General features: G+C 62.7%; 31 protein-coding genes. 13 read left to right on the forward strand and 18 right to left on the reverse strand.

Annotated elements, in window-relative coordinates; all coding sequences use genetic code 11:
- Positions 1 to 16 precede the first annotated feature (16 nt).
- Positions 17 to 283, reverse strand: a complete 267-nt coding sequence (locus ACVWZT_RS04150) for a GIY-YIG nuclease family protein (protein ID WP_296231121.1) — start codon at positions 281 to 283, stop codon at positions 17 to 19.
- Positions 284 to 461: 178 nt separating this feature from the next.
- Between ACVWZT_RS04150 and ACVWZT_RS04155 the strand changes: the two genes are divergently transcribed.
- Complete coding sequence (locus ACVWZT_RS04155) at positions 462 to 1,238, forward strand: hypothetical protein (RefSeq protein WP_457468296.1); 777 nt, start codon at positions 462 to 464, stop codon at positions 1,236 to 1,238.
- Here ACVWZT_RS04155 and ACVWZT_RS04160 read toward each other — a convergent pair.
- The 3 genes from ACVWZT_RS04160 to ACVWZT_RS04170 form a co-directional block, all read right to left on the reverse strand.
- Positions 1,217 to 1,702 (reverse strand): nuclear transport factor 2 family protein, encoded by a 486-nt coding sequence (locus tag ACVWZT_RS04160; protein WP_457468297.1) that lies wholly within the window; start codon positions 1,700 to 1,702, stop codon positions 1,217 to 1,219. The two genes, ACVWZT_RS04155 and ACVWZT_RS04160, sit on opposite strands and share 22 nt — an antisense overlap.
- A gap of 97 nt (positions 1,703 to 1,799) precedes the next feature.
- On the reverse strand, positions 1,800 to 3,080 hold the full coding sequence (locus ACVWZT_RS04165) for a CynX/NimT family MFS transporter (protein WP_457468298.1): 1,281 nt from the start codon (positions 3,078 to 3,080) through the stop codon (positions 1,800 to 1,802).
- Between the two features lie 12 nt (positions 3,081 to 3,092).
- Positions 3,093 to 3,743, reverse strand: coding sequence for a FadR/GntR family transcriptional regulator (locus tag ACVWZT_RS04170; RefSeq protein ID WP_457468299.1), 651 nt, complete (start codon positions 3,741 to 3,743; stop codon positions 3,093 to 3,095).
- Between the two features lie 157 nt (positions 3,744 to 3,900).
- Here ACVWZT_RS04170 and ACVWZT_RS04175 point away from each other — a divergent pair, with 157 nt between their 5' ends.
- Complete coding sequence (locus tag ACVWZT_RS04175; RefSeq protein WP_457472015.1) at positions 3,901 to 5,055, forward strand: alkaline phosphatase family protein; 1,155 nt, start codon at positions 3,901 to 3,903, stop codon at positions 5,053 to 5,055.
- A gap of 60 nt (positions 5,056 to 5,115) precedes the next feature.
- Here the strand turns inward: ACVWZT_RS04175 and hisC are convergent, their stop codons facing one another.
- From hisC to ACVWZT_RS04225, 10 genes are all read right to left on the reverse strand, one after another.
- The gene (hisC, locus tag ACVWZT_RS04180; protein WP_296231099.1) at positions 5,116 to 6,165 is read right to left on the reverse strand and encodes a histidinol-phosphate transaminase; all 1,050 of its coding nucleotides are present in this window, start codon (positions 6,163 to 6,165) and stop codon (positions 5,116 to 5,118) included.
- 2 nt (positions 6,166 to 6,167) lie between these two features.
- Positions 6,168 to 7,493, reverse strand: coding sequence for a histidinol dehydrogenase (gene hisD, locus ACVWZT_RS04185; protein ID WP_296231100.1), 1,326 nt, complete (start codon positions 7,491 to 7,493; stop codon positions 6,168 to 6,170).
- Between the two features lie 126 nt (positions 7,494 to 7,619).
- The gene (gene hisG / locus ACVWZT_RS04190) at positions 7,620 to 8,255 is read right to left on the reverse strand and encodes an ATP phosphoribosyltransferase (RefSeq protein ID WP_023382134.1); all 636 of its coding nucleotides are present in this window, start codon (positions 8,253 to 8,255) and stop codon (positions 7,620 to 7,622) included.
- Between the two features lie 117 nt (positions 8,256 to 8,372).
- Positions 8,373 to 9,638, reverse strand: a complete 1,266-nt coding sequence (gene murA, locus ACVWZT_RS04195) for a UDP-N-acetylglucosamine 1-carboxyvinyltransferase (protein ID WP_296231101.1) — start codon at positions 9,636 to 9,638, stop codon at positions 8,373 to 8,375.
- A 23-nt stretch (positions 9,639 to 9,661) separates the two neighbouring features.
- Positions 9,662 to 9,901 (reverse strand): BolA family protein, encoded by a 240-nt coding sequence (locus ACVWZT_RS04200; RefSeq protein WP_003255121.1) that lies wholly within the window; start codon positions 9,899 to 9,901, stop codon positions 9,662 to 9,664.
- Between the two features lie 117 nt (positions 9,902 to 10,018).
- Positions 10,019 to 10,321: an STAS domain-containing protein gene (locus ACVWZT_RS04205; protein ID WP_296231102.1), complete on the reverse strand. Its 303-nt coding sequence runs from the start codon at positions 10,319 to 10,321 to the stop codon at positions 10,019 to 10,021.
- Positions 10,318 to 10,965 carry an MlaC/ttg2D family ABC transporter substrate-binding protein gene (locus ACVWZT_RS04210; RefSeq protein WP_296231103.1) on the reverse strand — a complete coding sequence of 216 codons (648 nt, stop codon included), beginning with the start codon at positions 10,963 to 10,965 and terminating at the stop codon, positions 10,318 to 10,320. The genes ACVWZT_RS04205 and ACVWZT_RS04210 overlap by 4 nt, the downstream gene beginning before the upstream one ends.
- 9 nt (positions 10,966 to 10,974) lie before the next feature.
- The gene (gene mlaD / locus ACVWZT_RS04215) at positions 10,975 to 11,460 is read right to left on the reverse strand and encodes an outer membrane lipid asymmetry maintenance protein MlaD (protein WP_170028411.1); all 486 of its coding nucleotides are present in this window, start codon (positions 11,458 to 11,460) and stop codon (positions 10,975 to 10,977) included.
- Positions 11,460 to 12,257 carry a lipid asymmetry maintenance ABC transporter permease subunit MlaE gene (gene mlaE, locus ACVWZT_RS04220; RefSeq protein ID WP_225780547.1) on the reverse strand — a complete coding sequence of 266 codons (798 nt, stop codon included), beginning with the start codon at positions 12,255 to 12,257 and terminating at the stop codon, positions 11,460 to 11,462. The genes mlaD and mlaE overlap by 1 nt, the downstream gene beginning before the upstream one ends.
- Positions 12,257 to 13,066: an ATP-binding cassette domain-containing protein gene (locus tag ACVWZT_RS04225; RefSeq protein WP_225780546.1), complete on the reverse strand. Its 810-nt coding sequence runs from the start codon at positions 13,064 to 13,066 to the stop codon at positions 12,257 to 12,259. Before ACVWZT_RS04225 ends, mlaE begins: the two co-directional genes overlap by 1 nt.
- A gap of 249 nt (positions 13,067 to 13,315) precedes the next feature.
- On the opposite strand from ACVWZT_RS04225, the gene ACVWZT_RS04230 reads away from it, so the two are divergent.
- The 10 genes from ACVWZT_RS04230 to ACVWZT_RS04275 all read left to right on the forward strand — a co-directional run bounded on the left by ACVWZT_RS04230 (position 13,316) and on the right by ACVWZT_RS04275 (position 20,329).
- Entirely contained in the window at positions 13,316 to 14,290 is a 975-nt protein-coding gene (locus ACVWZT_RS04230) for a KpsF/GutQ family sugar-phosphate isomerase (RefSeq protein ID WP_457468301.1), read from the forward strand.
- 12 nt (positions 14,291 to 14,302) lie between these two features.
- Entirely contained in the window at positions 14,303 to 14,827 is a 525-nt protein-coding gene (locus ACVWZT_RS04235; RefSeq protein ID WP_225780545.1) for a KdsC family phosphatase, read from the forward strand.
- Positions 14,828 to 14,835: 8 nt separating this feature from the next.
- Complete coding sequence (gene lptC, locus ACVWZT_RS04240) at positions 14,836 to 15,408, forward strand: LPS export ABC transporter periplasmic protein LptC (RefSeq protein WP_457468304.1); 573 nt, start codon at positions 14,836 to 14,838, stop codon at positions 15,406 to 15,408.
- Complete coding sequence (gene lptA / locus ACVWZT_RS04245) at positions 15,395 to 15,919, forward strand: lipopolysaccharide transport periplasmic protein LptA (protein WP_015269063.1); 525 nt, start codon at positions 15,395 to 15,397, stop codon at positions 15,917 to 15,919. Before lptC ends, lptA begins: the two co-directional genes overlap by 14 nt.
- On the forward strand, positions 15,920 to 16,645 hold the full coding sequence (gene lptB / locus ACVWZT_RS04250; protein ID WP_012270657.1) for an LPS export ABC transporter ATP-binding protein: 726 nt from the start codon (positions 15,920 to 15,922) through the stop codon (positions 16,643 to 16,645).
- Between the two features lie 176 nt (positions 16,646 to 16,821).
- Positions 16,822 to 18,315 (forward strand): RNA polymerase factor sigma-54, encoded by a 1,494-nt coding sequence (locus ACVWZT_RS04255; protein ID WP_296231107.1) that lies wholly within the window; start codon positions 16,822 to 16,824, stop codon positions 18,313 to 18,315.
- Positions 18,316 to 18,394: 79 nt separating this feature from the next.
- Positions 18,395 to 18,703, forward strand: a complete 309-nt coding sequence (gene hpf / locus ACVWZT_RS04260; protein WP_003255135.1) for a ribosome hibernation-promoting factor, HPF/YfiA family — start codon at positions 18,395 to 18,397, stop codon at positions 18,701 to 18,703.
- Positions 18,704 to 18,715: 12 nt separating this feature from the next.
- Positions 18,716 to 19,180, forward strand: coding sequence for a PTS IIA-like nitrogen regulatory protein PtsN (ptsN, locus tag ACVWZT_RS04265; protein ID WP_457468306.1), 465 nt, complete (start codon positions 18,716 to 18,718; stop codon positions 19,178 to 19,180).
- Between the two features lie 2 nt (positions 19,181 to 19,182).
- The gene (gene rapZ, locus ACVWZT_RS04270) at positions 19,183 to 20,037 is read left to right on the forward strand and encodes an RNase adapter RapZ (protein WP_296231112.1); all 855 of its coding nucleotides are present in this window, start codon (positions 19,183 to 19,185) and stop codon (positions 20,035 to 20,037) included.
- A gap of 19 nt (positions 20,038 to 20,056) precedes the next feature.
- Positions 20,057 to 20,329 carry an HPr family phosphocarrier protein gene (locus ACVWZT_RS04275; protein ID WP_296231113.1) on the forward strand — a complete coding sequence of 91 codons (273 nt, stop codon included), beginning with the start codon at positions 20,057 to 20,059 and terminating at the stop codon, positions 20,327 to 20,329.
- 52 nt (positions 20,330 to 20,381) lie between these two features.
- Here the strand turns inward: ACVWZT_RS04275 and ACVWZT_RS04280 are convergent, their stop codons facing one another.
- The 3 genes from ACVWZT_RS04280 to pmbA all read right to left on the reverse strand — a co-directional run bounded on the left by ACVWZT_RS04280 (position 20,382) and on the right by pmbA (position 23,666).
- A complete protein-coding gene (locus ACVWZT_RS04280) occupies positions 20,382 to 21,758 on the reverse strand; it encodes a class II fumarate hydratase (RefSeq protein WP_457468308.1) in 1,377 nt (458 codons plus the stop codon).
- A 2-nt stretch (positions 21,759 to 21,760) separates the two neighbouring features.
- Positions 21,761 to 22,153, reverse strand: a complete 393-nt coding sequence (locus ACVWZT_RS04285; protein ID WP_457468310.1) for a FagA protein — start codon at positions 22,151 to 22,153, stop codon at positions 21,761 to 21,763.
- Between the two features lie 166 nt (positions 22,154 to 22,319).
- Positions 22,320 to 23,666: a metalloprotease PmbA gene (pmbA, locus tag ACVWZT_RS04290; RefSeq protein ID WP_457468311.1), complete on the reverse strand. Its 1,347-nt coding sequence runs from the start codon at positions 23,664 to 23,666 to the stop codon at positions 22,320 to 22,322.
- Positions 23,667 to 23,774: 108 nt separating this feature from the next.
- Between pmbA and yjgA the strand changes: the two genes are divergently transcribed.
- Entirely contained in the window at positions 23,775 to 24,296 is a 522-nt protein-coding gene (gene yjgA, locus ACVWZT_RS04295) for a ribosome biogenesis factor YjgA (protein WP_003255152.1), read from the forward strand.
- A 34-nt stretch (positions 24,297 to 24,330) separates the two neighbouring features.
- On the opposite strand, the gene tldD is transcribed toward yjgA, so the two are convergent.
- Positions 24,331 to 25,770, reverse strand: coding sequence for a metalloprotease TldD (gene tldD, locus ACVWZT_RS04300; protein ID WP_296231117.1), 1,440 nt, complete (start codon positions 25,768 to 25,770; stop codon positions 24,331 to 24,333).

The raw sequence follows: 25,770 nt of genomic DNA on the forward strand, positions 1-25,770 counted from the left end.
CTGCCGCGCAGCGGCCCTAGGGCGCCGAAGCGCTGTCATAGGCGGCCACCAACGCCTCCTTGGCCGACTTGCGCAGTCGCTTCACCAGCCGTTCCTGGCGCAACGCCTCGCCCTTGTCCGGCCATTGCTCCATGTACACCAGCGCCTGGGCCGGGCTGGTCTTGAAATAACGTGCGCCCTGCCCTTTCTGGTGCGCCAGAAAGCGCCGCTGCGGATCATCGCTGACGCCGCAATACAACGAACCGTTGGCAGCCCGTACCAGGTAGACATACCAGGGTTTCATTGCCTGATCCGGCACTTGTTCACTCACGACGCCTGCTCTTTTCATCATTAGTTTGGTGGGCCCACTCATCGAGGGCTTCATCATGCTTGTTTCGCTTCCCCACATCGGCTTGGGTGCTGTACTGCTTGTGGCTGCATTCGCCACACAGGCATCGACTGGCGCGGCAACCGCCAGACAGATGCAAAACAACTACGACGCCACCCCAGCCCAGTGCGAGGGCAAAGCCGTACCGGCCCACGCCTGTTCGGGTGTGCTGCTTCGCTCGACCAAGCCGTCACCGCACTACCACACCTGGCATCATAGCCAGAACAGCAAAGACAAGGGCGGCGTATCGTTCTCCTACCTGCGCAGCGATATCCCCACGACCCGGCTGGCTGCCGATGGCCGTAGCGGCTTCACCCTGTACCCGATTCTGCAACGCCCGCAAGGCTCCCTACGCTACGAAATGCTGTGCGCCTGGCCCACGGACGGCGACACCTGGGAACGCGATACTCGAGGCTGCGGCGATAACCGGCAAACAGCCGAAACCGAGGTAGCCTGCCATGAACAGGGGGTGTTCACCGCCGAGCAATGGATGGCGCGCTTCAGGCAGAGCGGGGATTATAAACGCCAATGCGCCTTCGACATCCGCCGCGCGCGGGTGCCGGAACGGGCTGAGGCCTTCCATCAAAGCCTGCGCGCCAAACAATTGTTCGCCCACGAGCTGCCGTTTCCCTGGAACGAAGTAGTGATTGGCGCCTGGGACGAGGCGAGCGCCAGTCGCCTGCCGATCCAGTCGTTTTTCCACATCGAGGGCGCGTATGGTGCGCTGCAGCAAGCTCAGGCCGAGCAAAAGGACTGGCACCAGACTTATGGCAGTTTCATTCCGGTGATTCGTATTCGGCTACCGGACACGGCCAATGAGCGTGCCACCTTCAGCTACCACGACAGTGATCAGGCAGTGGCGCTGCCCTGAGCATGCTGATACGCCCGCAAGCCCTTGAACGCTTGCTGGCGTACCTTGTTCTGTACCAGTGGCGACCAGCCAAGCAGTAGACCTGGAACACCCAGTGCCTGCCGCGACCAGCGCCACAGGTCGAAGGTGTCGTCATGCTGGCAGATCAGCCCATCGCGGATCACGAAACGCGCCTGGATATCGTTGACCACGGTGCGGCCGGTCTGGCTGAACAGGTAGGTGGCGACCCAGTGTGCACCACCACTGCGCTCATCAGCGCGCACGCCGTCGAACGTCAGGGTGAAATCCTGCGCCCGGGTGGTGAGCATCCGCCACATGTCACCCGCGTCCTTGCCGCGCAAGGTTCCGAATACCGGGTCGCTGAAGACGATATCGGTGCTGTAGCAGGCCACCATGGCCTCGGCGTCAAGGCGCTGGAAGGCCTGGTAGAAGCGGGTGATGAGTTCGCGGTTGGCGTCGCTCATGAGGGCTGGTCCGTCCTAGGGTCGAAAGCAGCACGATAATCTGCCCTAAAGGCTTATACCAGTACCCACGAAGAGGCCGGTACTGGCATGTTCACCTTCAAACCCTCTCGCTGGTCACCCGTACATGCAAAGCCCGCCCAGCCCCCAGCCCGAATACGATGGCGCCGAGCCCCAGCACGGCAAAAATCCAGCCTACGGCGGCCCAGCCCCCGCTCAGATCATGCACCAGCCCGACCGCAAACGGCCCCATCGACGCCAAGGTGTAGCCCACGCCCTGGGCCATGCTCGACAGGTTGGCTGCCACATGCGCGTCTTTCGAACGCAGCACGATCAAGGTCAGCGCGAGGGCGAAGGTACCGCCCTGCCCCAGGCCCAGCAGTACCGCCCAGCCCCACAACCCGGAAATCGGCGCGTACAGGCAACCGAACAAGCCAGCCAGCGTGGTCAGCATGACCAGCACGATGGCCAGCCGCTGGTCCTTGCCGCGGGTGGCCAGCCACGGCGCACTGAGCGAACTGGCCAACTGCACGATCACCGACCCTGACAGCACCAGCCCCGCCTCGGTCGGGCCCAGGCCACGGCCAATCAGGATCGACGGCAACCAGCCAAACACGATGTAGGCCAATGACGACTGCAGCCCCATGTACAACGTCACCTGCCACGCCAACGGATCGCGCCAAAGCCCCCGCACCCGATAGGACACCTTGTGCATGCCATGCCCCTGGCGTGCCTGGGGCAGCCAGACCAGCATGGCCAGCAGGGCCGGCACTGCCCAGAAGCCCAGGCCCAGCGCCCAACTGCCGTCGAAATGCTGCGCCAGCGGGACCGTGGCGCCCGCGGCCATGGCCGCGCCCAGGCACAGCGCCATGGTGTACACGCCGGTCAGGGTGCCGGCGTGCTGCGGGAAGTCGCGCTTGACTATACCCGGCAACAGCACGCCGATGATGCCGATGCTGGCCCCGGCCATCAGGCTGCCGAGGAACACCCCGACGACGCCCAGGCTACTGCGCACCACGATGCCCAGCGCCAGGGTGACCAGGATCCCAAGGATTACCCGTTCGCTGCCGAAGCGGCGTGCCAGTAGCGGCGCCAACGGGGCGAACAAGCCCAGGCACAGCACCGGCAAGGTGGTCAGCAAGCCGGCCTGCGAAGCGTTAAGCCCCAGGCCTTGGGACACCTGGCCCAGCACTGGCGCCATGCTCGACAACGCCGGGCGCAGGTTCAGCGCCACCAGCACCAGGCCAAGCAACAGCAGCCAGGGCCGCCGCAGCAGCACGGGTTGCCGCTGGACTTGCTCATCGTCAGCCTCGGCGTCGATCAGCAGCTCATCGAGCTCCCGTTCGGGGGATAGGGTTTTGCGGGTGATTGATTCAGCCATGGCGTTCTCGGATCAGGATTCGATGAGGGTACGGCTCAGGTGCTTGGCCCGTTCTGCGTCACGTTGCTCGACGGCATCGAGGATCTGCCCATGCAGGTCGAACGTGGCCTGGCAGCGCGGCACAGTCGTCATGTTGTGTTGCAGCGCGGCAGCTACCACGCCGGAAAAGTAGCGATACAGCTCGCTGAGGGCCGGGTTGTGGGCGGCGTCCACCAGCCGTTGGTGAAAGACCAGGTCGCAAGCCACGTAGGCAGCGATGTCCCGATGAAAATGCCCGGCACTGACTGCCAGGGCATCACGCAACGCCTGTAGGTCGGCATCGGTACGCCGCAGTGCAGCCAGGCCGATAGCCTCTGCTTCCAGAATGTGCCGGGTTTCACGGGCATGTTCAGGTGAACAGCGTGACATCGCCTGCACGGCCTGCAGCGGATCCTGGGCCGTGCGCAGGTAACTGCCATCGCCCTGGCGAATCTCCACCAAGCCGCTGAATGCCAGCACACGCATGGCCTCACGCACGGTATTACGGCTGATGCCCAGCTCCACGGCCAGCACCGGTTCGGTGGGCAGACGTTGGCCGATTTGCCAGTCGCCCTGGAGGATACGTTCGCGCATGCGCTCGACGGCCAGCTCGACCAGTGAGCGCCTGGTCAGTTCGCTGTTCATTTCACTCAACCAATCATCCGATGAATTGGGGGAGCTTAATGGAAAGCCTTCCGCCCAGCAATTCAACTGGCATTTCTACCAGTTGCCAACGCACGGGGTTGTTGCAACGCTTCATCCCGACCTCATCAAGGCATGACTTATGTCGATCAGGAGAACCATACGCTGGACCGCCCTGCTGCTGGCTGCACTGCTGGTCAATGGCTGCGACGGCAAACCGCTGCAAACGCAACCCAAGACGTTGGTCATCGGCATGGACGGCGTCCAGCTTCAACACTACGAACAGCTGGGTGACGATACCAACCTGCGCAAACGCCTGCTCTATGGCAAGGCCTATGCCGGCGGTATAACCGGCCGCGCCAGCGAGCAAGCCACCGTCAGTGGTCCGGGGTGGGTCACCCTGCTGTCGGGGGTGTGGGCCAACAAGCACCAGGTTGTCTCCAACTCGGAAGCCTTGCGGATCAACCCCGGTTTCCCCAGCCTGTTCAAGCGGCTCCGTGACGCACTGCCGAATGCCTACCTCGCCAGCGTGATCAACTGGTCACCGATCAACACCGCTTTTCTGCTGGTGGACGCGCAAGGCAACAATGTTCGCGAAAGCGGTTTGAGTGATGCACAGGTCACCGCGCGAACCCTGCAGATTCTCGGCAATACCCCGGCCGACTTCACTTTCATCCAGCTCGATGAACCCGATCAGGCCGGCCACGCCGGCGGTTTCGGACCGGCCTATCAGTTGGCCTTGCGCGAGGCTGACCAGCGGCTGGGGCTATTGCTGGACAAGGTGGAGGAACGTGCCAACGAGCATCCGCAAGAAGACTGGCTGGTAATCGTCTGCACCGACCACGGTCGCGATGAGCAGGGCAGTGGCCATGGCGGCGTGACCGAGCAGGAAAAGACGGTCTTCATCGCCAGCAACAAACCGTTGAATGAAGAGCTGAACCAGCCAAGCATTCCAGAGGACAATCCGGGCCCGAACAATTTGTATGGCTATGCGGCGCAGGTGTCGCTGGCGCCGACCGTGCTCAGACACATGGGGCTCGACCTGCGCCCGGAATGGATGCTCGATGGCACGCCACTGTTGGGAGCTACGGGCGTGCGCAAGGCTCGGGCGATCGAAAGCGAAGGCAAGTTGTTGTGGAACAGCGACTCGCAAGGGACCGTGACCATTCACAAAAACGGCCAGGTCGTTGCCAACGTGCAGGCTTTCCTGCAGCAGTGGACCGATCCCGAGGGGATGCGCCAGGCCAACGACTATGTGCTTGAACTTGATGAGACGCCGGTAGCGGTACGCACCCGGCCAGCCAGCACGCATTGAGTACTCAGCTGTGGGTATGCCCTGCAGGGGCGAGTGGCTCAGCCCTGCAGGACACCAGGCTCAGCTCAACGCATCGATCAACGCCTGGTTCATTTCCGGCGTGCCAATGGTGATGCGCAGGAACTGGGCGATCCGCTCCTGCTTGAAGTGGCGCACGATCACGCCTTGCTCGCGCAGGCGTGCCGCCAGTTGGGCCGCATCCTGCCCAGGGTGGCGGGCGAAGATGAAGTTCGCGGCCGATGGCAACACTTCGAAGCCTTTGGCAAGCAGTTGTCCGACCAGCGCTTCACGGCTGTCGATCACTTTGCGGCGGGTAGCTTCGAAGTAGGCCCGGTCCTCGAAGGCAGCTGCAGCGCCCACGATTGCCATGCGATCAAGCGGGTAGGAGTTGAAGCTGTTCTTGATCCGCTCCAGCGCCTCGATCAGGTCCGGATGGCCGACTGCCAGGCCAACACGCAGGCCAGCAAGCGAACGTGACTTCGACAGGGTCTGGGTCACCAGCAGGTTGTCGTAGCGGTCCACCAGGCTGATGGCGGTCTCGCCGCCGAAGTCGATGTAGGCTTCGTCCACCACCACCACCGAATCGCGGTTGGCTTGCAGCAACTGTTCAATCGCCTGCAGCGGCAGCAGGCAACCGGTCGGTGCGTTAGGGTTGGGGAAGATGACCCCGGCGTTGGGCCTGTTGTAGTCGGCAACGCGGATCTGGAACTGCTCATCCAGCGCCACCTGCTCGAACGGAATGCCATACAGTCCGCAGTACACCGGGTAGAAGCTGTAGCTGACATCGGGGAACAGCAACGGACCACGGGCGTGCTGGAACAGGCCGTGGAAGATGTGCGCCAGCACCTCGTCCGAGCCGTTGCCGACGAACACCTGCGCCGGGGTTACGCCGTAGTACTCGGCCACCGCCTGCTTCAGCCGGTCACTGTTCGGGTCCGGGTACAGGCGCAGGTTGTCGTTCAACTCGCCATGCATGGCTTGCAGCGCCTTGGGTGACGGGCCATAGGGATTCTCGTTGGTGTTCAGCTTGACCAGACGCGCCAGCTTGGGCTGCTCACCCGGTACATAAGGCACCAGGTCCTTGACGAAGGGGCTCCAGAATCGACTCATGCTCAGTTCCCCTTCTCTTGGGTCAGGATACGGTATTCAGCGCTGCGGGCGTGGGCGGTCAGCGACTCGCCACGGGCCAGAACCGAAGCCGTGTGGCCCAGTTCGGACGCGCCCTGTTCGGAGCAGAAAATAATCGACGAACGCTTCTGGAAGTCATATACCCCCAATGGCGAAGAGAACCGCGCGGTACCGGAAGTGGGCAGTACGTGGTTGGGGCCGGCGCAGTAATCGCCCAACGCTTCGCTGGTGTGGCGGCCCATGAAGATCGCGCCGGCGTGGCGGATGTGCGGTAACCAGGCCTGCGGGTCGGCTACCGACAGCTCCAGGTGCTCCGGTGCGATGCGGTTGGCCACTTCGATGGCCTGTTGCATGTCGCGCACCTGGATCAACGCACCACGGCCATTGACCGATTTTTCGATGATCGCGGCACGCTCCATGGTCGGCAGCAACTTGTCGATGCTGGCGGCAACACGGTCGAGGAACGCGGCATCCGGGCTGACCAGGATAGCCTGGGCATCTTCGTCGTGCTCGGCCTGGGAGAACAGGTCCATGGCGATCCAGTCCGGGTCGGTCTGGCCGTCGCACACCACGAGGATTTCCGACGGGCCGGCGATCATGTCGATGCCCACCTGGCCGAACACGTGGCGTTTGGCGGTGGCGACGTAGATGTTGCCCGGGCCGACGATCTTGTCCACCTGTGGCACGCTTTCGGTACCGTACGCCAGCGCGGCGACGGCCTGGGCGCCTCCGACGGTGAACACCCGGTCGACACCGGCGATGCAGGCCGCCGCCAGCACCAGCTCGTTGACCTCGCCACGCGGGGTAGGCACCACCATGACCACTTCGGCCACACCGGCAACCTTGGCCGGGATGGCATTCATCAGCACCGACGACGGGTACGACGCCTTGCCGCCCGGCACGTACAGGCCGGCGCGGTCCAGCGGGGTGACCTTCTGCCCGAGCACGGTGCCGTCGGCTTCGGTGTACTGCCAGGAATCCTGCTTCTGCCGCTCGTGGTACAGGCGCACACGGTTGGCGGCCTTTTCCAGGGCTTCGCGCTGGGCCGGGGTAATGCGGGTCAGTGCCAGTTCCAGGCGGTCACGCTTGAGGATCAGGTCATCGATCGACTTGGCATCTACACCATCGAAACGCTGGGTGAACTCCACCAACGCCGCATCACCGCGCTCGCGTACAGCCTTGATGATGTCGAGCACGCGTTGGTTGACCGCGTCATCGGACACACTTTCCCAGCTCAGCAGATGATCCAGATGTCGGGCGAAATCCGGATCAGCAGCGTTGAGACGGGCAATTGCAGTGGACACGGTCATGGCGAGGGCCTCGATTAATGGCGAATGCTCAGGCGCCCTAGGCTACCAGTCCATCCGCGCGGGCACCCGAGAAAAATGGCTATGACGCGGATAGACGGGCGCGACAGCGAAGGTCGCGCGCAGGAGTCAACCGCGGTGTCGCGACTCGACTGCTTGGCGCAGCGTGTCGATCAGGCTCTGGATACGGGCGTGCTGCATTTTCATGGAGGCCTTGTTGACCACCAGGCGCGAGCTGATCGTGGCGATCAGTTCCTGCGGTTCCAGGCCGTTGGCGCGCAGGGTGTTACCGGTGTCGACCACGTCGATGATCTTGTCGGCGAGGTTGATCAGCGGCGCCAGCTCCATCGAGCCATACAGCTTGATGATGTCGACCTGACGACCCTGTTCGGCGTAGTAGCGCTTGGCTACGTTGACGAACTTGGTAGCTACGCGCAGACGGCCCTTGGGCTCGGGTGCACCGACCACGCCGGCGGTCATCAGCTTGCAACGGGCAATCTGCAGGTCCAGGGGCTCGTACAGGCCCTGGCCGCCGTACTCCATCAGCACGTCCTTGCCGGCCACACCCAGGTCGGCGGCACCATGCTCGACATAGGTCGGCACGTCGGTGGCACGCACGATCAGCAGGCGCACATCGTCCTGCGTGGTGGGGATGATCAGTTTGCGGCTCTTGTCCGGGTTCTCGGTCGGCACGATACCGGCTTCCGCCAGCAGGGGCAGGGTATCGTCGAGAATACGGCCTTTGGAAAGCGCGATGGTCAACATTGGAACGTCGGTCCTCAAGCGGCTACTGCCGGCCGGGCTACAAGCCCGACCGCATTCAATTCATCAGGCCCAGGCATGGAGTGGGTTGGCCACTACCGCGCCTGGGCCGGCAGACGACTAGCCCGGTACGCGACGGATCTTCGCGCCCAGCATCTGCAGTTTCTCTTCGATGCACTCGTAACCACGGTCGATGTGGTAGATGCGGTCGATCAGCGTATCGCCTTCGGCAACCAGTGCCGACAGCACCAGGCTGGCGGAAGCGCGCAGGTCGGTGGCCATGACCGGGGCGCCCTTGAGCGCTTTCACGCCGGTGACGATCGCGGTGTTGCCTTCGACCTGGATCTGCGCGCCCATACGGTGCATTTCGTAGACGTGCATGAAACGGTTTTCGAAGATCGTCTCGATCACGGCGCCAGTGCCTTCGGCAATAGCGTTGAGCGAGATGAACTGCGCCTGCATGTCGGTCGGGAATGCCGGGTAGGGGGCGGTACGCAGGTTGACGGCTTTCGGCCGCTTGCCGTGCATGTCCAGTTCGATCCAGTCTTCGCCGGTGTTGATGTCGGCGCCGGCTTCCTTGAGCTTTTCCAGGACCGCTTCGAGGATGGTCGGGTCGGTGTCCTTGACCTTGACGCGGCCACCGGTCACGGCAGCGGCAACCAGGTAGGTACCGGTCTCGATACGGTCCGGCATCACCCGATAGCTGGCCGAAGTCAGGCGCTCGACGCCATCGATGACGATGGTGTCGGTACCGGCGCCCTGGATCTTGCCGCCCATGGCGTTGATGAAGTTGGCCAGATCGACCACTTCCGGCTCGCGCGCGGCGTTCTGCAGCACGCTGCGGCCCTTGGCCAGGGCCGCGGCCATCATGATGTTCTCGGTACCGGTGACGCTGACGGTGTCGAAGAAGAAGTGCGCACCGCGCAGGCCGCCTTCAGGCGCCTTGGCCTTGATGTAGCCGGCCTCCACTTCGATCTTCGCGCCCATGGCTTCGAGGCCACGGATATGCAGGTCGACCGGCCGCGAGCCGATGGCGCAGCCGCCAGGCAGGGCCACTTCGGCCTCGCCGAAGCGGGCGACCATCGGGCCCAATACCAGGATCGAGGCGCGCATGGTCTTGACCAGTTCGTACGGCGCGACCAGGGTCTTGATGGTGCGCGGATCGATCTCGACCGCCAGCTTTTCGTCGATCACAGGCTCGATGCCCATGCGCCCGAACAGCTCGATCATGGTAGTGATGTCGTGCAGGTGTGGCAGGTTGCCTACGGTGACCGGGCCGTCAGCCAGCAGGGTCGCCGCCAAGATCGGCAGGGCTGCGTTCTTCGCGCCCGAAATGCGGATCTCGCCATCAAGGCGAGCGCCGCCAGTAATAATCAGTTTGTCCATTGGAATCTCGCCGCCACGTTGGCTCAGGTGCGCTCAGCCCAGGCTGCGCTGCTGAAAAATTTCATGGTTACCGCATGGATGCTGCCATTGGCGATCCACGGATTCAGGTGAGCATAGATCGCCTGCTGGCGTTTGACCGGGCTCAGGCCAGCCAACTCGTCGCTGATCACGTTCAACTGGAAGTTGCAGCCTTCGCCTTCAACTTCGACCCGGGAACCCGGCAATTTCTCTTCAAGGAAGCTTTTAACTTCTACGGCCTGCATGCTCAACCTCAATCGGCGCCCGATGCGCACGGGTCGGCCATCATACAAAAAAGCCCCTCGCCTGCGAAGCCCAACGAGGGCTTCGCTGACCGAGGGGCCATCATTCCTGTCGCACCATCAGGTTGCCAGCACTTCGTCGAGGTCATAGACCTCGGCAATTTCGCGCATGTCGTCAGGCATATTGCGCACCTCGCAGCCCTTGCCAGCGGCCTGGGCATCACGCACGAAGGCCAGCAGCAAGGACAGGCCAACACTGGTGGAATGCTGCACCGCCGAGCAATCGAGCACCAGCTGTGCCTCGCGGCAGGCGCCGATCAGCGCCCTGCCCTGCTTGCGCAGGGCCGGCCCGCTGCGGTAGTCCAGCACACCGGCCAGGTGCAATACGCCCGGCTCGGCCATACTAACAGCGGCCTCACTCATTTCACGGTCTTCTCTGGCGAGTTATCGGCGGCCTGCTTGGCCTTGGCCACTTCACCAGCCCAGCCGTCGATGGTCTTGTCCAGGTCGCCGCCGTTGCGCTGCATGGCGTCGGCAAACTGGTCGCGGAACAGCTTGCCGATGTTGATGCCATTGACGATCACGTTACGCACCTTCCACTCGCCGCCGATGTTTTCCAGGGTGTACTGCACCGGGTAGACAGCACCGTTGTTGCCGGTGACCTTCATGCCGACAGAGGCGCGCTTGCCGTCATCGGCCTTGGCCGGATCTACGACGATACCCTGGTTGTTGTACTCAAGCAGCGCGTTACCGTAGAACTGGAACAGGCTGCGCTTGAAGTTCTCCTGGAAGCGCTGCATCTGCTCAGGCGTGGCTTTGCGCGAGTACTTGACGGTCATGATGCTTCTGGAAATACCGTCGGCATCGACCACGGGCGCGAGGATCCGGTCAAGGGTGTCGTAGAAAGCTTGCGGGTTGGTCTTGTACTGTTCCTTGTTGGCCTTGAGCTCACCCAGCAGCTCGGTGGTGGTGCTCTGCACCACGTCGTGCGGCGACTGCGCGGCCATTGCCATCAGGGGGAAGGCCGCCAGCAGGACCAGCAGGCCACGTCGCAGGATCGAAATCATGGAAACTCCTCAATTTGCCGGTTGCGCTTCTTTCGGTTCCTTGCCAACGGAGTTGAGCAGGAACTTGCCAATCAGATCTTCCAGCACCAGTGCCGACTGGGTGTCATGGATGGTTGCGCCATCCTTGAGTACCTGTTCTTCACCGCCAACGCTGATGCCGATGTACTTCTCACCCAGCAGCCCGGCAGTCAGGATCGAGGCAGTGGAGTCGACCGGCAGGTTGTCCACCGACTTGTCCAGCTGCAACGTCACCCGACCGGTGTAGGAATCACGATCCAGGTCGATGGCGGTCACCTTGCCGATGGTCACTCCGGCCATGGTCACTTTAGCTCTGACCGTCAAACCGGCGATATTGTCGAAGTACGCATAAACTTTATAGGTATCGCTGCTCGGGCTGGCCGACAGGCCGCTGACACGCAGGGCCAGCAGCAGCAGCGCCAGGATCCCGGCCAGCAGGAACAGGCCGACACCGATTTCCAGGGTGCGGTTTTGCATCAGAAATCTCCAAACATCAAGGCGGTCAGAATAAAGTCCAGACCCAGCACTGCCAACGAGGCATAGACCACGGTCTTGGTGGTGGCACGGCTGATCCCTTCTGAGGTGGGCTCACAGTCGTACCCCTGGAATACGGCGATCCAGGTCGTGACGAAGGCAAATACCAGGCTCTTGACCAACCCGTTGAGCACATCGTCGGTGAACGAAACACTGTTCTGCATGTTGGCCCAGAACGAGCCCTCGTAGACGCCCAGCCAGTCCACGGCGACCCACGAGCCGCCCCAGATGCCGACCACGCTGAAGATCAGCGCCAGCAACGGCAGCGAGATGAAACCGGCCCACAGGCGCGGTGCGACGATGTACTTGAGCGGGTCGACGCCGATCATTTCCAGGCTCGACAGCTGCTCGGTCGACTTCATGTTGCCAATTTCGGCAGTCAGCGCGGAACCGGCACGGCCGGCGAACAGCAAGGCGGTCACCACCGGGCCGAGCTCACGCAGCAGGGTCAGGGCAACCATCTGCCCCACGGCCTGCTCCGAGCCGTACTTGGTCAGGATGCTGTAGCCCTGCAGCGCCAGCACCATGCCGATGAACACGCCGGACACGACGATGATCGCCAGCGACAGCACGCCTACCGAATACAGCTGCCTGGTCAGCAGCTGGAGGCCGCCACCGATGCCGCCGCGGCCGACCAGGGCATGGAACAGGAACAGGCAGGAACGCCCCAGCACCGCCAGCACGTCGATTGCCGAACGCCCGAGCAGGCGCACACGTTCGAGTAAGGATTTTCTGCGCATCAACGCGCCCCCAGCAGGTCGGCGCGGTAGTCAGGCGCGGGAAAATGGAAAGGAACCGGGCCGTCCGGATCGCCCTTCATGAACTGGCGAATGCGCGGGTTGTCCGAGCCCATCAGTTCGTCAGGAGTCCCCTGGCCCAGCACCTGGCCGTCACCCACTACATAGATGTAGTCGGCGATACTGGCGGTTTCCGCCAGGTCGTGGGAGACCACGATACTGGTGATACCCAGCGCATCGTTGAGCAGGCGGATCAGGCGCACCAGCACGCCCATGGCGATCGGGTCCTGGCCGACGAACGGTTCGTCGTACATGAGAATCTGCGGATCCAGGGCAATCGCCCGGGCCAGCGCTACCCGGCGCTTCATGCCACCGGACAGCTCGTCCGGCATCAGGTCGATGGCACCGCGCAGGCCCACGGCCTGCAGCTTCATCAGCACGATGTCGCGGATCATTTCATCCGGCAGCTGGGTGTGCACGCGCAACGGGAACGCGACGTTCTCGAACACATCGAGGTCGGTGAACAGCGCGCCGCTCTGGAACAGCACTCCCATCTGCTTGCGGGCATCGAACAGGTCGCTGCGCGACAGGGTCGGCAGGTTCTGCCCGGCCACCCAGACCTCACCGCTGGAAGGGCGCAACTGCGCGCCCATCAGGCGCAGCAACGTGGTTTTGCCGCACCCCGATGGCCCCATGATACCTGTGACCTTGCCGCGCGGGATGCGAATGTCGACGTTGCTGAAAATGCTGCGCGAACCGCGTTTGAAGGTAACCCCCTTCAACTCGACCGCGTAGGCGCTATCCACACTCATCTAGACTCCTTGCTGATGCAGCCTCGTCCTAATGGACGCCGGCCTCCACCTGGAAGGCACACGCGCCCCTTGGCGGGCCGAATAGCGGCGAACTATAGCACCGCTGACAGCGTCGCCCCAAGGTCGGCAAACGACTCGTTCAGCCCAGTGACAGGCAGGCAGGATATTCGCCACGGCAATCGAAAGCGTGAGGGTTTCTTTCATTGCAGCTATAATCGCCGCCTTTTCATCAGGCATTGCTTTTTCGACATGAGCCAATCCAGCGAGCTGATCCAATCCGCCCAACGCACCCTGCGCCTGGAACTCGAGGCCGTAGAGGCCCTGCTGGCGCGCATCGACGACAATTTCGTCAAGGCCTGCGAACTGATCCTGGCCAGCAAGGGCCGGGTCGTCGTGGTCGGCATGGGCAAGTCCGGGCACATCGGCAACAAGATCGCCGCCACCCTGGCCAGCACCGGTACGCCGGCGTTTTTCGTGCACCCGGCCGAAGCCAGCCATGGCGACATGGGCATGATTACCCGCGACGACGTGATTCTTGCCCTGTCGAACTCTGGCAGCACCGCCGAAATCGTCACCCTGCTGCCGCTGATCAAGCGCCTGGGGATCAAGCTGATCAGCCTGACCGGCAACCCGGACTCGCCCCTGGCCCAGGCTGCCGAGGTCAACCTCGACGCTCGCGTCGAGCAAGAAGCCTGCCCGCTGAACCTGGCCCCCACCTCATCCACCACCGCATCGCTGGTACTCGGCGACGCCCTGGCCATCGCCCTGCTCGAGGCCCGCGGCTTCACCGCCGAGGACTTTGCCTTCTCGCACCCGGGTGGTGCGCTGGGTCGCCGTCTGCTGCTGAAGGTCGAGAACGTGATGCACGCCGGTGACGAACTGCCTCAGGTCCCGCGCGGTACCCTGCTCAAGGACGCCCTGGTGGAAATGTCCCGCAAGGGCCTGGGCATGACGGTGATCGTCGAAGCCGACGGCAAGCTGGCCGGGATCTTCACCGACGGCGACCTGCGCCGCAGCCTGGACCGCAACATCGACGTCCGCACCACCCTGATCGACCAGGTCATGACCGTGCATGGCAAGACGGCCCGCGCCGAAATGCTCGCGGCCGAGGCCCTGAAGATCATGGAAGACCACAAGATCGGCGCCTTGGTTGTGGTAGACCGCGAGGACCGTCCGACCGGCGCCCTGAACATGCACGACCTGCTGCGCGCCGGCGTAATGTAAAGGAGCGATGGAATGAACCAGGACCTCATGCAACGTGGCAAGCACATCAAGCTGGCAGTGTTCGACGTGGACGGCGTGCTCACCGACGGGCGCCTGTACTTCCTCGAGGACGGCAGCGAATTCAAGACCTTCAACACCCTCGACGGCCAGGGCATCAAGATGCTCATGGCCTCGGGCGTGACCACCGCGATCATCAGCGGGCGCAAGACCCCGGTGGTCGAGCGCCGGGCGAAGAACCTCGGTATCCCGCACCTTTATCAGGGCCGCGAGGACAAACTGGTGGTGCTTGACGGCCTGCTCGCCGAACTGGGCCTGAGCTATGCTCAAGTGGCCTACCTCGGCGACGACCTGCCCGACCTGCCGGTGATTCGCCGGGTCGCACTGGGCATGGCGGTCGCCAGCGCCGCTCCATTCGTTCGCCAGCACGCCCATGGCGTGACCCAGGCACGTGGCGGCGAAGGCGCAGCCCGTGAATTCTGCGAACTGATCATGCAGGCCCAGGGCACCCTGGACGCTGCCAACGCCAATTACCTGTAAGGCTGCCCATGTTCAGCAAGAAAGCCCGCAACATTGCGCTGCTCGCAGTGATCGCCGCCCTGCTGGTGGCGATCGGCTACTGGAATGTCAGCCCGGAAAGCTTCCTCGACAAGCCGGTGGCCCAGACCGACGAAAGCGCCATCGACTACTATGCGGTGAACGCCCACAGCGTGCAGTTCCTGCCCAACGGCAAGCTGCAGTACGAAATGACCGCCGACAAGGTCGAACACCTCAAGGCCAGCGAAATCACCCTGCTGACCAAGCCGGACCTGCACCTGTACCGCGGCACCACGTTCCCGTGGCACGTGCAGAGCACCCGCGCCGAGGTCAACCCGGACGGCAGTGAGGTCGAACTGATCGACAACGTACGGGTTGCCCGCACCGACGAAAAGCAGCGTGAAACCATCATTACCAGCTCACGCATGACCGTGTTCCCGCAGAAGCAATATGCGCAGACCGAGCAAGCCGTTAGAATCGACGGCGCCGGTGGCACGACTACGGGTAAAGGAATGAAAGCGTATTTGAAAGAAGGCAAGATGGACTTGCTCTCTAACGTAAGAGGACAGTATGAGGCTCGTTAAAACCCTCCCCCTTTTGCTCAGCCTGAGCGCAGCACTGGGAAGCGCGAGCGCCCTCGCCCTGCCGAATGATCGTGACCAGCCTATCCGCATCCAGGCCGACAACGCCCACCTGGACGACAAGCAGGGCGTGGCTACCTACACCGGCGACGTGATCATCACCCAGGGTTCGATGATGATCAAAGGCAACACCGTGACTATCACCCGCTCCGCCTCTGGCGACATCGACGTGGTCACTTCGGTGGGCAACCTGGCCTACTTCGAGCAGCAGCAGAGCGCAGCCAAGCCGGACAAGATGAAGGGCTGGGCGGTCACCATCCAGTACCAGTCGCAGAAGGACATGGTGATCCTTACCGATCGCGCCAAGGTCGAGAACGAAGGCAACACCACCGAAGGCGAGAAGATCGTCTACAACACCCAGACCCAGGTGGCGACCGCTGGTCGTGGTGGCAACGTGACTTCGCCGCGTCAGCGTATCGACATGGTGATCCAGCCCAAGAAGAAGGCCGAGTAAATGGCAACCCTCAAAGCCCAGCACCTGGCCAAGAGCTACAAGGGGCGGCAAGTCGTGCGTGACGTCAGCCTGTCGATCGACAGCGGCCAGATCGTCGGCCTGCTCGGCCCCAATGGCGCCGGCAAGACCACCTGCTTCTACATGATCGTCGGCCTGGTCCAGGCCGAGCAAGGCCGCGTGCTGATCGACAACCTCGATGTCAGCCACCAGCCCATGCACGGTCGCGCCCGCGCCGGTATCGGCTACCTGCCGCAGGAAGCCTCGATCTTCCGTAAACTGTCGGTGGCCGACAACATCATGGCGATCCTCGAGACCCGCAAGGACCTCGACCGCGAAGGCCGGCGCAAGGAACTGGAAAGCCTGCTGCAGGAGTTCCACATCAGCCACATTCGCGACAACCTAGGCATGAGCCTGTCCGGTGGTGAACGCCGCCGCGTCGAGATTGCCCGTGCACTGGCGACCGCGCCCAAGTTCATTCTGCTGGACGAACCCTTTGCCGGTGTCGACCCGATCTCCGTCGGCGACATCAAGCAGATCATCCACCACCTCAAGGCCAAGGGCATCGGTGTGCTGATCACCGACCACAACGTCCGCGAAACCCTGGATATCTGCGAAACCGCCTATATCGTCAATGATGGCCGCCTCATCGCCGAAGGCGATGCCGAGACCATCCTGGCCAATGACCTGGTCAAAGAGGTTTACCTGGGCCACGAGTTCCGGCTCTGACCCCGGCACGCGCCTGGTGCACTGGCGATTCGCCCTGGAATGGGGGGTAAAGTTGTTACGGTGCTCTAGGCAAACGCTACAATTTAAGGCATAAAACTTGCTTGATCTGGCGCTCCGGCGCCCTCGTGTAGTGGATGGCGCATGCGCGCCGGCGAACAAGGTATTAAGCCCCAGCCATGAAACCATCGCTCGTCCTAAAAATGGGCCAGCAACTGACGATGACGCCGCAGTTGCAACAGGCCATCCGCCTGCTCCAGCTCTCCACCCTGGACCTCCAACAGGAAATCCAGGAAGCGCTGGAGTCAAACCCGATGCTCGAACGTCAGGAAGACGGCGACGACTTCGACAACAGCGACCCGATGGCGGACAACGCCGAGAACAAACCGGCCGCCGAAGTCCAGGACAACAGCTTCCAGGAAAGCACCACCAGTGCCGACAACCTTGAAGACGGCGAGTGGAGCGAGCGCATTCCCAACGAGCTGCCGGTCGACACCGCCTGGGAAGACATCTACCAGACCAGTGCCAGCAGCCTGCCGAGCAGCGACGATGACGAATGGGACTTCACCACGCGGACATCGGCTGGCGAAAGCCTGCAAAGCCACCTGTTGTGGCAGCTGAACCTGGCACCGATGTCGGATACCGACCGCCTGATCGCCGTCACCCTGATCGACAGCATCAATGGCCAGGGCTACCTGGAAGACACCCTCGAGGAAATCTGCGCCGGTTTCGACCCCGAGCTGGATATCGAGCTGGACGAGGTCGAAGCGGTACTGCACCGCATCCAGCAGTTCGAGCCGGCCGGCGTCGGTGCTCGCAACCTGGGCGAATGCCTGTTGCTGCAACTGCGCCAGCTGCCAGCCAACACGCCGTGGATGAACGAAGCCAAGCGCCTGGTCACCGATTTCATCGACCTGCTCGGTAGCCGCGACTACAGCCAGTTGATGCGGCGCATGAAAATCAAGGAGGACGAGCTGCGCCAGGTCATCGAGCTGGTGCAGAGCCTCAACCCGCGCCCGGGGTCGCAGATCGAGTCCAGCGAGCCTGAGTATGTGGTCCCTGACGTCATCGTGCGCAAGGACAGCGACCGCTGGCTGGTGGAGCTGAACCAGGAGGCCATCCCGCGTCTGCGCGTCAACCCGCAGTACGCCGGCTTCGTGCGCCGGGCCGATACCAGTGCCGACAACACCTTCATGCGCAACCAGCTGCAGGAAGCGCGCTGGTTCATCAAGAGCCTGCAAAGCCGCAACGAGACCCTGATGAAGGTGGCCACGCAGATCGTCGAGCACCAGCGCGGCTTCCTCGACCACGGCGACGAAGCGATGAAACCCCTGGTGCTGCATGACATCGCCGAGGCTGTGGGCATGCACGAGTCGACCATTTCGCGGGTTACCACGCAGAAATACATGCACACGCCGCGTGGCATCTACGAACTGAAATACTTTTTCTCCAGCCACGTCAGCACCTCCGAAGGCGGCGAATGCTCGTCCACGGCGATCCGCGCGATCATCAAGAAACTGGTTGCGGCGGAAAATCAGAAAAAGCCATTGAGTGACAGCAAGATCGCTGGTTTACTGGAGGCACAAGGCATCCAGGTAGCCCGTCGCACCGTCGCCAAGTACCGCGAGTCTCTCGGCATCGCACCGTCGAGCGAACGCAAGCGACTGATGTAGCCCCTGAGATGCGCCACAGCGTTTGTGGGGCAGGTGCAAGACCTGCCTCTTTATGCACGGGCAACAAAGGAGAAGCTGTATGCAAGTCAATATCAGTGGACAGCATGTAGAAGTTACCCAGCCACTGCGCGATTACGTGCTTGAAAAGCTCGCCCGCGTGGAAAGTCACTTCGACAAGATCACCAACGTGCAGGTCATCATGAAGGTCGAGAAGCTGCAACAGAAGGTCGAGGCGACCCTGCAGATTCCCGGCGGCGAAGTGGTTGCCAACGCCGAACACGAAGACATGTATGCAGCGATCGATGCCTTGGCCGACAAGCTCGACCGCCAACTGAAAAAACACAAGGAAAAACAGCAGAGCCTGCTGCAAGGTGCAGCAGCCCGCTGATCCCCCTCATCCATGATCCGACTTGAAACCATCCTGACCCCCGGCCGTTCCCTGGTGAACGTGCCGGGTGGCAGCAAGAAGCGCGCCCTGGAAAAGGTCGCCACCATCATCTCCGAACAAGTGCCTGAACTGGAGATGCAGGACGTCTTCGAAAAACTGGTTGCCCGGGAAAAACTCGGCTCGACCGGTTTCGGTAACGGCATTGCCATTCCCCACTGCCGGCTTCACGGGTGCTCAGCCCCGGTCAGCGCCCTGCTGCACCTGCAAGCCCCTATCGACTACGACGCCATCGATGGTGCTCCGGTGGACCTGCTGTTCGTCCTGCTGGTGCCAGAAGCCGCCACCGATGCTCATCTGGAACTGCTGCGCCAGATTGCCAGCATGCTTGATCGCAAGGACGTGCGTGATCGCCTGCGTGCGGCCACCAGCAGCGAGGCCCTGTTCCAGGTTGTCCTGGACGTACAGAACGAGCACTGAACATGCGCCTGATCATCGTCAGCGGCCGGTCCGGCTCCGGCAAGAGCACCGCCCTCGACGTCCTGGAAGACCATGGTTTCTACTGCATTGACAACCTGCCCGCCGGGTTGCTGCCGCAGTTGGCGGAAAATGCCCTGATCAATACCGAGCTGCTGCAACCCAAGGTCGCCGTGTCGATCGACGCACGCAACCTGCCCAGCCACCTGTCCCGTTTCCCCGAGCTGCTCGAGGAAGCCCGCGCCCGGCATATCAAGTGCGACGTACTGTTCCTGGATGCGGACGAAGACACGCTGCTCAAGCGCTTTTCGGAAACCCGCCGACGCCACCCGCTGACCAATGCCGACCGTTCGCTGGCAGAGGCAATTCGCGTGGAGAGCGAACTGCTTGGGCCAATTTCCGACCTGGCCGACCTGAAAATCGACACCACCAGCCTGAACCTCTACCAGCTGCGGGATTCGATCAAGCTGCGCCTGCTCAACCAGCCCGAGCCTGGCACGGCATTCCTGGTCGAGTCGTTCGGTTTCAAGCGCGGCATGCCGGTCGATGCCGACCTGGTGTTCGATGTGCGCTGCCTGCCCAACCCCTACTGGAAGCCCGAGTTGCGTGAGCACTCCGGTCTCGAGCAACCGGTGATCGACTATCTGGCCGCCCAACCGGACGTCGAAGAAATGTTCAACGACATTTCCAGCTACCTGCTCAAGTGGCTGCCCCGCTTCGCTGCCAGCAACCGCGCCTATGTCACCATTGCCATTGGCTGCACTGGCGGCCACCACCGTTCGGTATACCTCACCGAACGCCTCGGCGAGTTGTTGCAGCAATCCCTGAAAAACGTCCAGGTCCGCCACCGCGACCTCTAGCCCAAGGATCCGCCCCACGATGCCCGCCCGTGAAATCACCATCATCAACAAGCTGGGGCTGCACGCCCGGGCGGCAGCCAAGTTTGTCGGCGTGGCCGGCCGCTTCCCCTGCCAGGTCAGGGTCGGCCGCGCGCCGGACAAGCTGGTGGATGGCAAAAGCATCATGGCGGTAATGATGCTGGCGGCAGGCAAAGGTACCCCGGTGTACCTGCATACCGAAGGGGATCAGGACAACGAAGCCATGGACGCGCTGGTCGAGTTGATCAACAACTATTTCGACGAAGGCGAATAAACCCGCCCAGGGCAGCGGCTCGACGCCTGACAGCCCTGGGCCTTGTGCTGGGTCAGAGACCGCCAGCGGTGAGTTTCTCGGGGTCCAGCAGCGTTTCCAGTAGCTCACGCGACAGGTCGGTATGCTCCAGCGCCACATCGATGATCGGACGCCCCTGCTGGTAGGCAGTCTTGGCGATTTCGGCGGCCTTCAGGTAACCAATGATCGGGTTCAGCGCCGTGACCAGGATCGGGTTGCGCGCCAGGGCTTCCTTGAGTTTGCTGTCGTTGACCTTGAAGCTGGCGATGGCCTTGTCGGCCAACAAGCGGCTGGCATTGGCCATCAGCTCGATGCTTTCCAGCAGGTTACGGGCGATTACCGGCAGCATCACGTTCAGCTCGAAGTTCCCGGACTGCCCAGCAATGGCGATGGTGGCGTCATTGCCGATTACCTGGGCGGCGACCATCGCGGTGGCCTCCGGAATCACCGGGTTGACCTTGCCTGGCATGATCGAAGAGCCCGGCTGCAGGCCTTGCAGTTCGATCTCCCCCAGGCCGGCCAAAGGCCCGGAGTTCATCCAGCGCAGGTCGTTGGCGATCTTCATCAACGCCACCGCCGCCGTCTTGAGCTGGCCGGACAGGGCTACGGCGGTGTCCTGCGAGCCGATCAGGGCAAACAGATTCTGCCCGGGGGAAAACTCGATCTGGGTCAGGCTGCTGAGCTGGCGAGCAAAGCCGACAGCGAACCGCGGGTGCGCGTTGATGCCGGTACCCACTGCGGTCCCACCCTGGGCCAACGCCTGCAAGCTCGGCAGGGTGGCTTCGATATGTGCCTTGGCACCGTTTAGCTGCGCAGCCCAGCCATCCAGCACCTGGCTCATGCGCACTGGCATGGCATCCATCAGATGCGTGCGGCCAGTCTTGACGTACTGATGCACCTGCCTCGACTTGACCTCGATCACCTGGACCAGATGCCCCAAGGCGGGCAACAGCTGCTCGTGCAGGGCCAAGGCAGCGCTGACATGGATGGTGGTGGGAATGATGTCATTGCTGCTCTGGCCACAATTGACATGGTCGTTGGCGCTGACAGCGTCGCCCAGGGCACGGCTGGCAAGGGTGGCGATCACCTCGTTGGCGTTCATGTTCGAGCTGGTACCGGAACCGGTCTGGAACACATCCACCGGGAAATGCTGGATGAAGTCCCCCGCCAGCAGTTGTTCAACGGCGCTGACGATAGCCTCCCCTTGCGCCGTGGACAGCTGTTGCAGTTCGACGTTGGCCTTGGCCGCCGCAGCCTTGGCCAACAGCAGCGCACGAATGAACTGGGCCGGCATACGCTGGCCGCTGATCGGGAAATTGTCGACCGCGCGCTGGGTCTGGGCACCGTACAGGGCCTGGGCCGGTACCTGCAGTTCGCCCATGCTGTCACGCTCGATACGGGTATCACTCATCTTCAGAATCCTTGCATCAGTTCATCTTGGGAAATCGACGGTAGCAGGCGGCAAGTGGCCAGCTGCAGAGCGTAAGGTTGCCACCGCTGGTTGGTGGCCTGGCGGTCGAGGTTGCGTAGGTCCAGCAGCGGGCGCCAAGCCTGGTCCAGGCACTGGCAGCGCCAATGCCAGGGCAGCATGCGGTCGCACGCGGTATCCAGCAGCAGGCGGAAGGCGCTCAGTGCCACTGTCCACGGCGAGGTTTCGGTACAGCGCACCAGATAGCGGCATTCAGCCAGGTAGTGCTCGATCAGGCGCGGCTCGTCGGGCTCGAGCGCGCAGCGGATGCGTAGGCTGAGCCAACGCCAGTTGTCCAGGTAGGGCACTTCGCGCAAGACAGGTTTCATGAACATCATCGCCGGGCTTCTAGATAATGATATTCATTATTAATTGAGAAACTGTATTACTTCAAGGGAAAGATGCGCAAACCAAAATCCCGGCTCGAAGGCCGGGATCGGATTGTCCTCCAGGTGTACTGGTCTTCGCGGTTTAACCCGTTAAAACGCCAGTACAAGCTGCGAATCAGCTACCCGCTACGGTCATCCGCTCGATCAGCACCGAGCCGGTGTGGATATTGCTACGGGTCTCCAGATCGCTACCAATTGCCACAATCTGCTGGAACATGTTCTTCATGTTGCCGGCAATGGTCACTTCCTGCACCGCATGCTGGATCTCGCCGTTCTCTACCCAAAAGCCCGCCGCACCACGTGAATAGTCCCCGGTCACCATATTCAGGCCGTGCCCCATCAGCTCGGTCACCAGCAAACCGCGCCCCATGCGCCGTATCAGCGCCGCCTGGTCTTCGACACCATGGCTGACGAACAGGTTATGCACCCCGCCGGCATTGGCCGTACTTGGCAGGCCCAGCTTGCGTCCGGAATAAGTACCCAGCAGGTAGGACACCAGCTCACCCTTGTCCACGAACGGCTTGGCATAGGTCGCCAGGCCGTCGCCATCGAACGCCGCGCTGCCCAATGCGCGCGGAATATGCGGACGCTCGTCCAGGGTCAACCAGGTGGGGAACAGGCGCTGGCCGAGGGTGCCCTCGAGGAACGACGACTTGCGGTACAGGTTGCCACCTGAAATGGCCGACAGGAAGCTGCCGAACAGGCCGCCGGCCAGCTCGGCGGAAAACAGCACCGGCACTTCGCAGGTCGGCACTGGCCGCGCACCCAGGCGGCTGGCGGCACGCTGGGCAGCACGCATGCCAATGCTACGTGGGTCGGCCAGCAGGTTGCCCTGACGGTTCACGTCGTACCAGTAGTCGCGCTGCATCTGCCCATCGTCTTCGGCGATCATTACGCAGCTCAGGCTGTGCCGGGTCGAAGCATAGCCACCGATGAAGCCATGGCTGTTGCCATATACGCGGCATCCCTGATGGGTATTGAGGGTGGTGCCATCAGCGTTCTGGATGCGCGGGTCGGCGTCGAATGCCGCCGCCTCGCAGGCCAGCGCCATCTCGATTGCCTTCTCGGGCTCCAGATCCCAGTCATGGTACAGGTCAAGGTCGGGAATTTCGCGGGCCATCAGCGCCGCATCAGCCAAGCCGGAACATGTGTCCTCGGACGTATGCCTGGCAATTGCCAAGGCAGCGGCGACGGTTTCGCGGATGGCCTCCGGGCCACTGGCCGAGGTACTTGCCGAGCCTTTGCGCTGGCCGACATAGAGGGTGATGCCAAAGCCCTGGTCGCGATTGAACTCGACCGTTTCGACCTCGCGCTGGCGTACCGTGGTGGACAGGCCCTGCTCCAGCGACACCGCCACTTCGCAGGCGCTGGCCCCTTGGCGGCGTGCCTCGGCGATGATCGCCTCGACCTGCTCCTGCAATGCTGGCAGGTCCTTGGGACCTACGCTCTGGACTGCACTCATGGTTCTCTCCACTCAAATTCTGCGTTCGGCAAGGATCATTCTACGACCGGGCCGGACAAGCGGCCCCCGACTGGTTATCATGGCGGCGATTTCTAGCGGACTGCCACCATGGTTGATTCAAACGACGACGCCTTCGACGGCGAAAAAAGCAAAACCCAGATCAAGCGTGAACTACATGCGCTGGTCGAACTCGGCGAGCGCCTCACCACACTCAAGGCCGATACCCTGGCCCGCCTGCCGTTGACCGACGAGTTGCGCAAGGCCCTGGCCGAGGCCAGCAAGCACACCGCTCACGGCGCCCGCAAACGGCACATGTCGTTCGTCGGCAAGCTGATGCGTGTGCAGGACCTGGATGCCATCCACGCCTTGCTCGAACAGATGGACAGCTCCACGCGCCAGTACAACGAGCGTTTCCACAGCCTGGAGCGCTGGCGCGACCGGCTGATCGACGGTAACGACGAAGATCTCGAACGCTTCGTCAACGAGTACCCCGATACCGACCGCCAGCAGTTGCGCTCGCTGGTGCGCCATGCCCAGCACGAAAAGGCGCGGAACAAGCCGCCAGCCGCTGCGCGCAAGGTGTTCAAGTACATCCGCGACCTCGACGAATTGCAGCGCGGCTTGCGCTGACCCCCATGGGGCCGCTTTGCGGCCCCCAAGGCCATCACGCCCCGGTACCGCCCACCGTGATCGCATCCAGCTTCAAGGTCGGCTGCCCGACCCCGACCGGCACCGACTGCCCGTCCTTGCCGCACGTCCCGACTCCACTGTCCAGCGCCAGGTCGTTACCAACCATCGACACCCGGCTCATCGCCTCCGGGCCATTGCCAATCAGGGTCGCCCCTTTTACTGGCGCGGTGATCCTGCCGTCTTCGATCAGATAGGCCTCACTGGTCGAGAACACGAACTTGCCGCTGGTAATATCCACTTGGCCACCGCCCAGGTTGGCGCAGTAGATGCCTTTTTTCACCGAGGCGATGATTTCCTGTGGGTCGCTTTCGCCAGCACGCATGTAGGTGTTGGTCATGCGTGGCATCGGCAGGTGGGCGTAGGATTCCCGGCGTCCGTTGCCGGTCACCGCCATGCCCATCAGGCGGGCGTTCAGCTTGTCCTGCATGTAGCCTTTGAGCACGCCGTTTTCGATCAGCGTAGTGCACTCGGTCGGTGTGCCTTCATCATCCACGCTCAGCGAACCACGGCGGCCTTCCAGGGTGCCATCGTCAACGATAGTGCACAGGCTCGATGCCACTTTCTCGCCGATGCGGCCACTGAACGCCGAACTGCCCTTGCGGTTGAAGTCGCCCTCCAGGCCATGGCCGACAGCCTCGTGCAGCAGCACGCCCGACCAGCCCGACCCCAGCACCACCGGCAAGGTACCGGCCGGCGCCGGGATCGCCTCCAGGTTCACCAAGGCCTGGCGCAGGGCTTCGCGTGCGTAGCCCATGACGCGCTCTTCGGTGAAGAAGCGGTAATCGGTACGCCCGCCACCGCCCTGCCCGCCGCGCTCGCGGCGGCCATTCTGTTCGACGATGACGCTGACGTTGAAACGCACCAGCGGGCGCACATCGGCGGCCAGGCTGCCATCGGCCGCAGCGATCAGAATGCGCTCCCAGACCCCGGCCATGCTCACGCTGACTTGCTGGATGCGCGGGTCGAGGGCGCGGGTGGCGGCATCGACCCGCTTGAGCAGCTCGACCTTCTCGGCACGGCTGAGCACATCCAGCGGGTTGTCCGCGGGGTACAGCGCGGCTACATCCTGGCTGCGAAAGGCCTGAACCTTGCCGTTCTGCCCGGCGCGCGAAATCGAACGGGCGGCGCGAGCCGCCGAGGTCAGCGCCTCGAGGTTGATCGCATTGCTGTAGGCGAAGCCGGTCTTTTCGCCGGACTGGGCACGCACGCCCACGCCCTGATCCAGGTTGAAACTGCCCTCTTTGACAATGCCGTCTTCCAGCGCCCAGGTTTCCGAAATCTGGCCCTGGAAATACAGGTCGGCGGCATCGATGCCGGGGCCGGCCAACTCACCCAGCACGCTCTGCAGGCTGTCCAGGGTCAAGCCGCCTGGGGCCAGGAGCTGTTCGCTGACGGTGGATAACATCTGGCTCAT

The sequence above is a fragment of the Pseudomonas sp. TE21394 genome, from assembly GCF_054057835.1.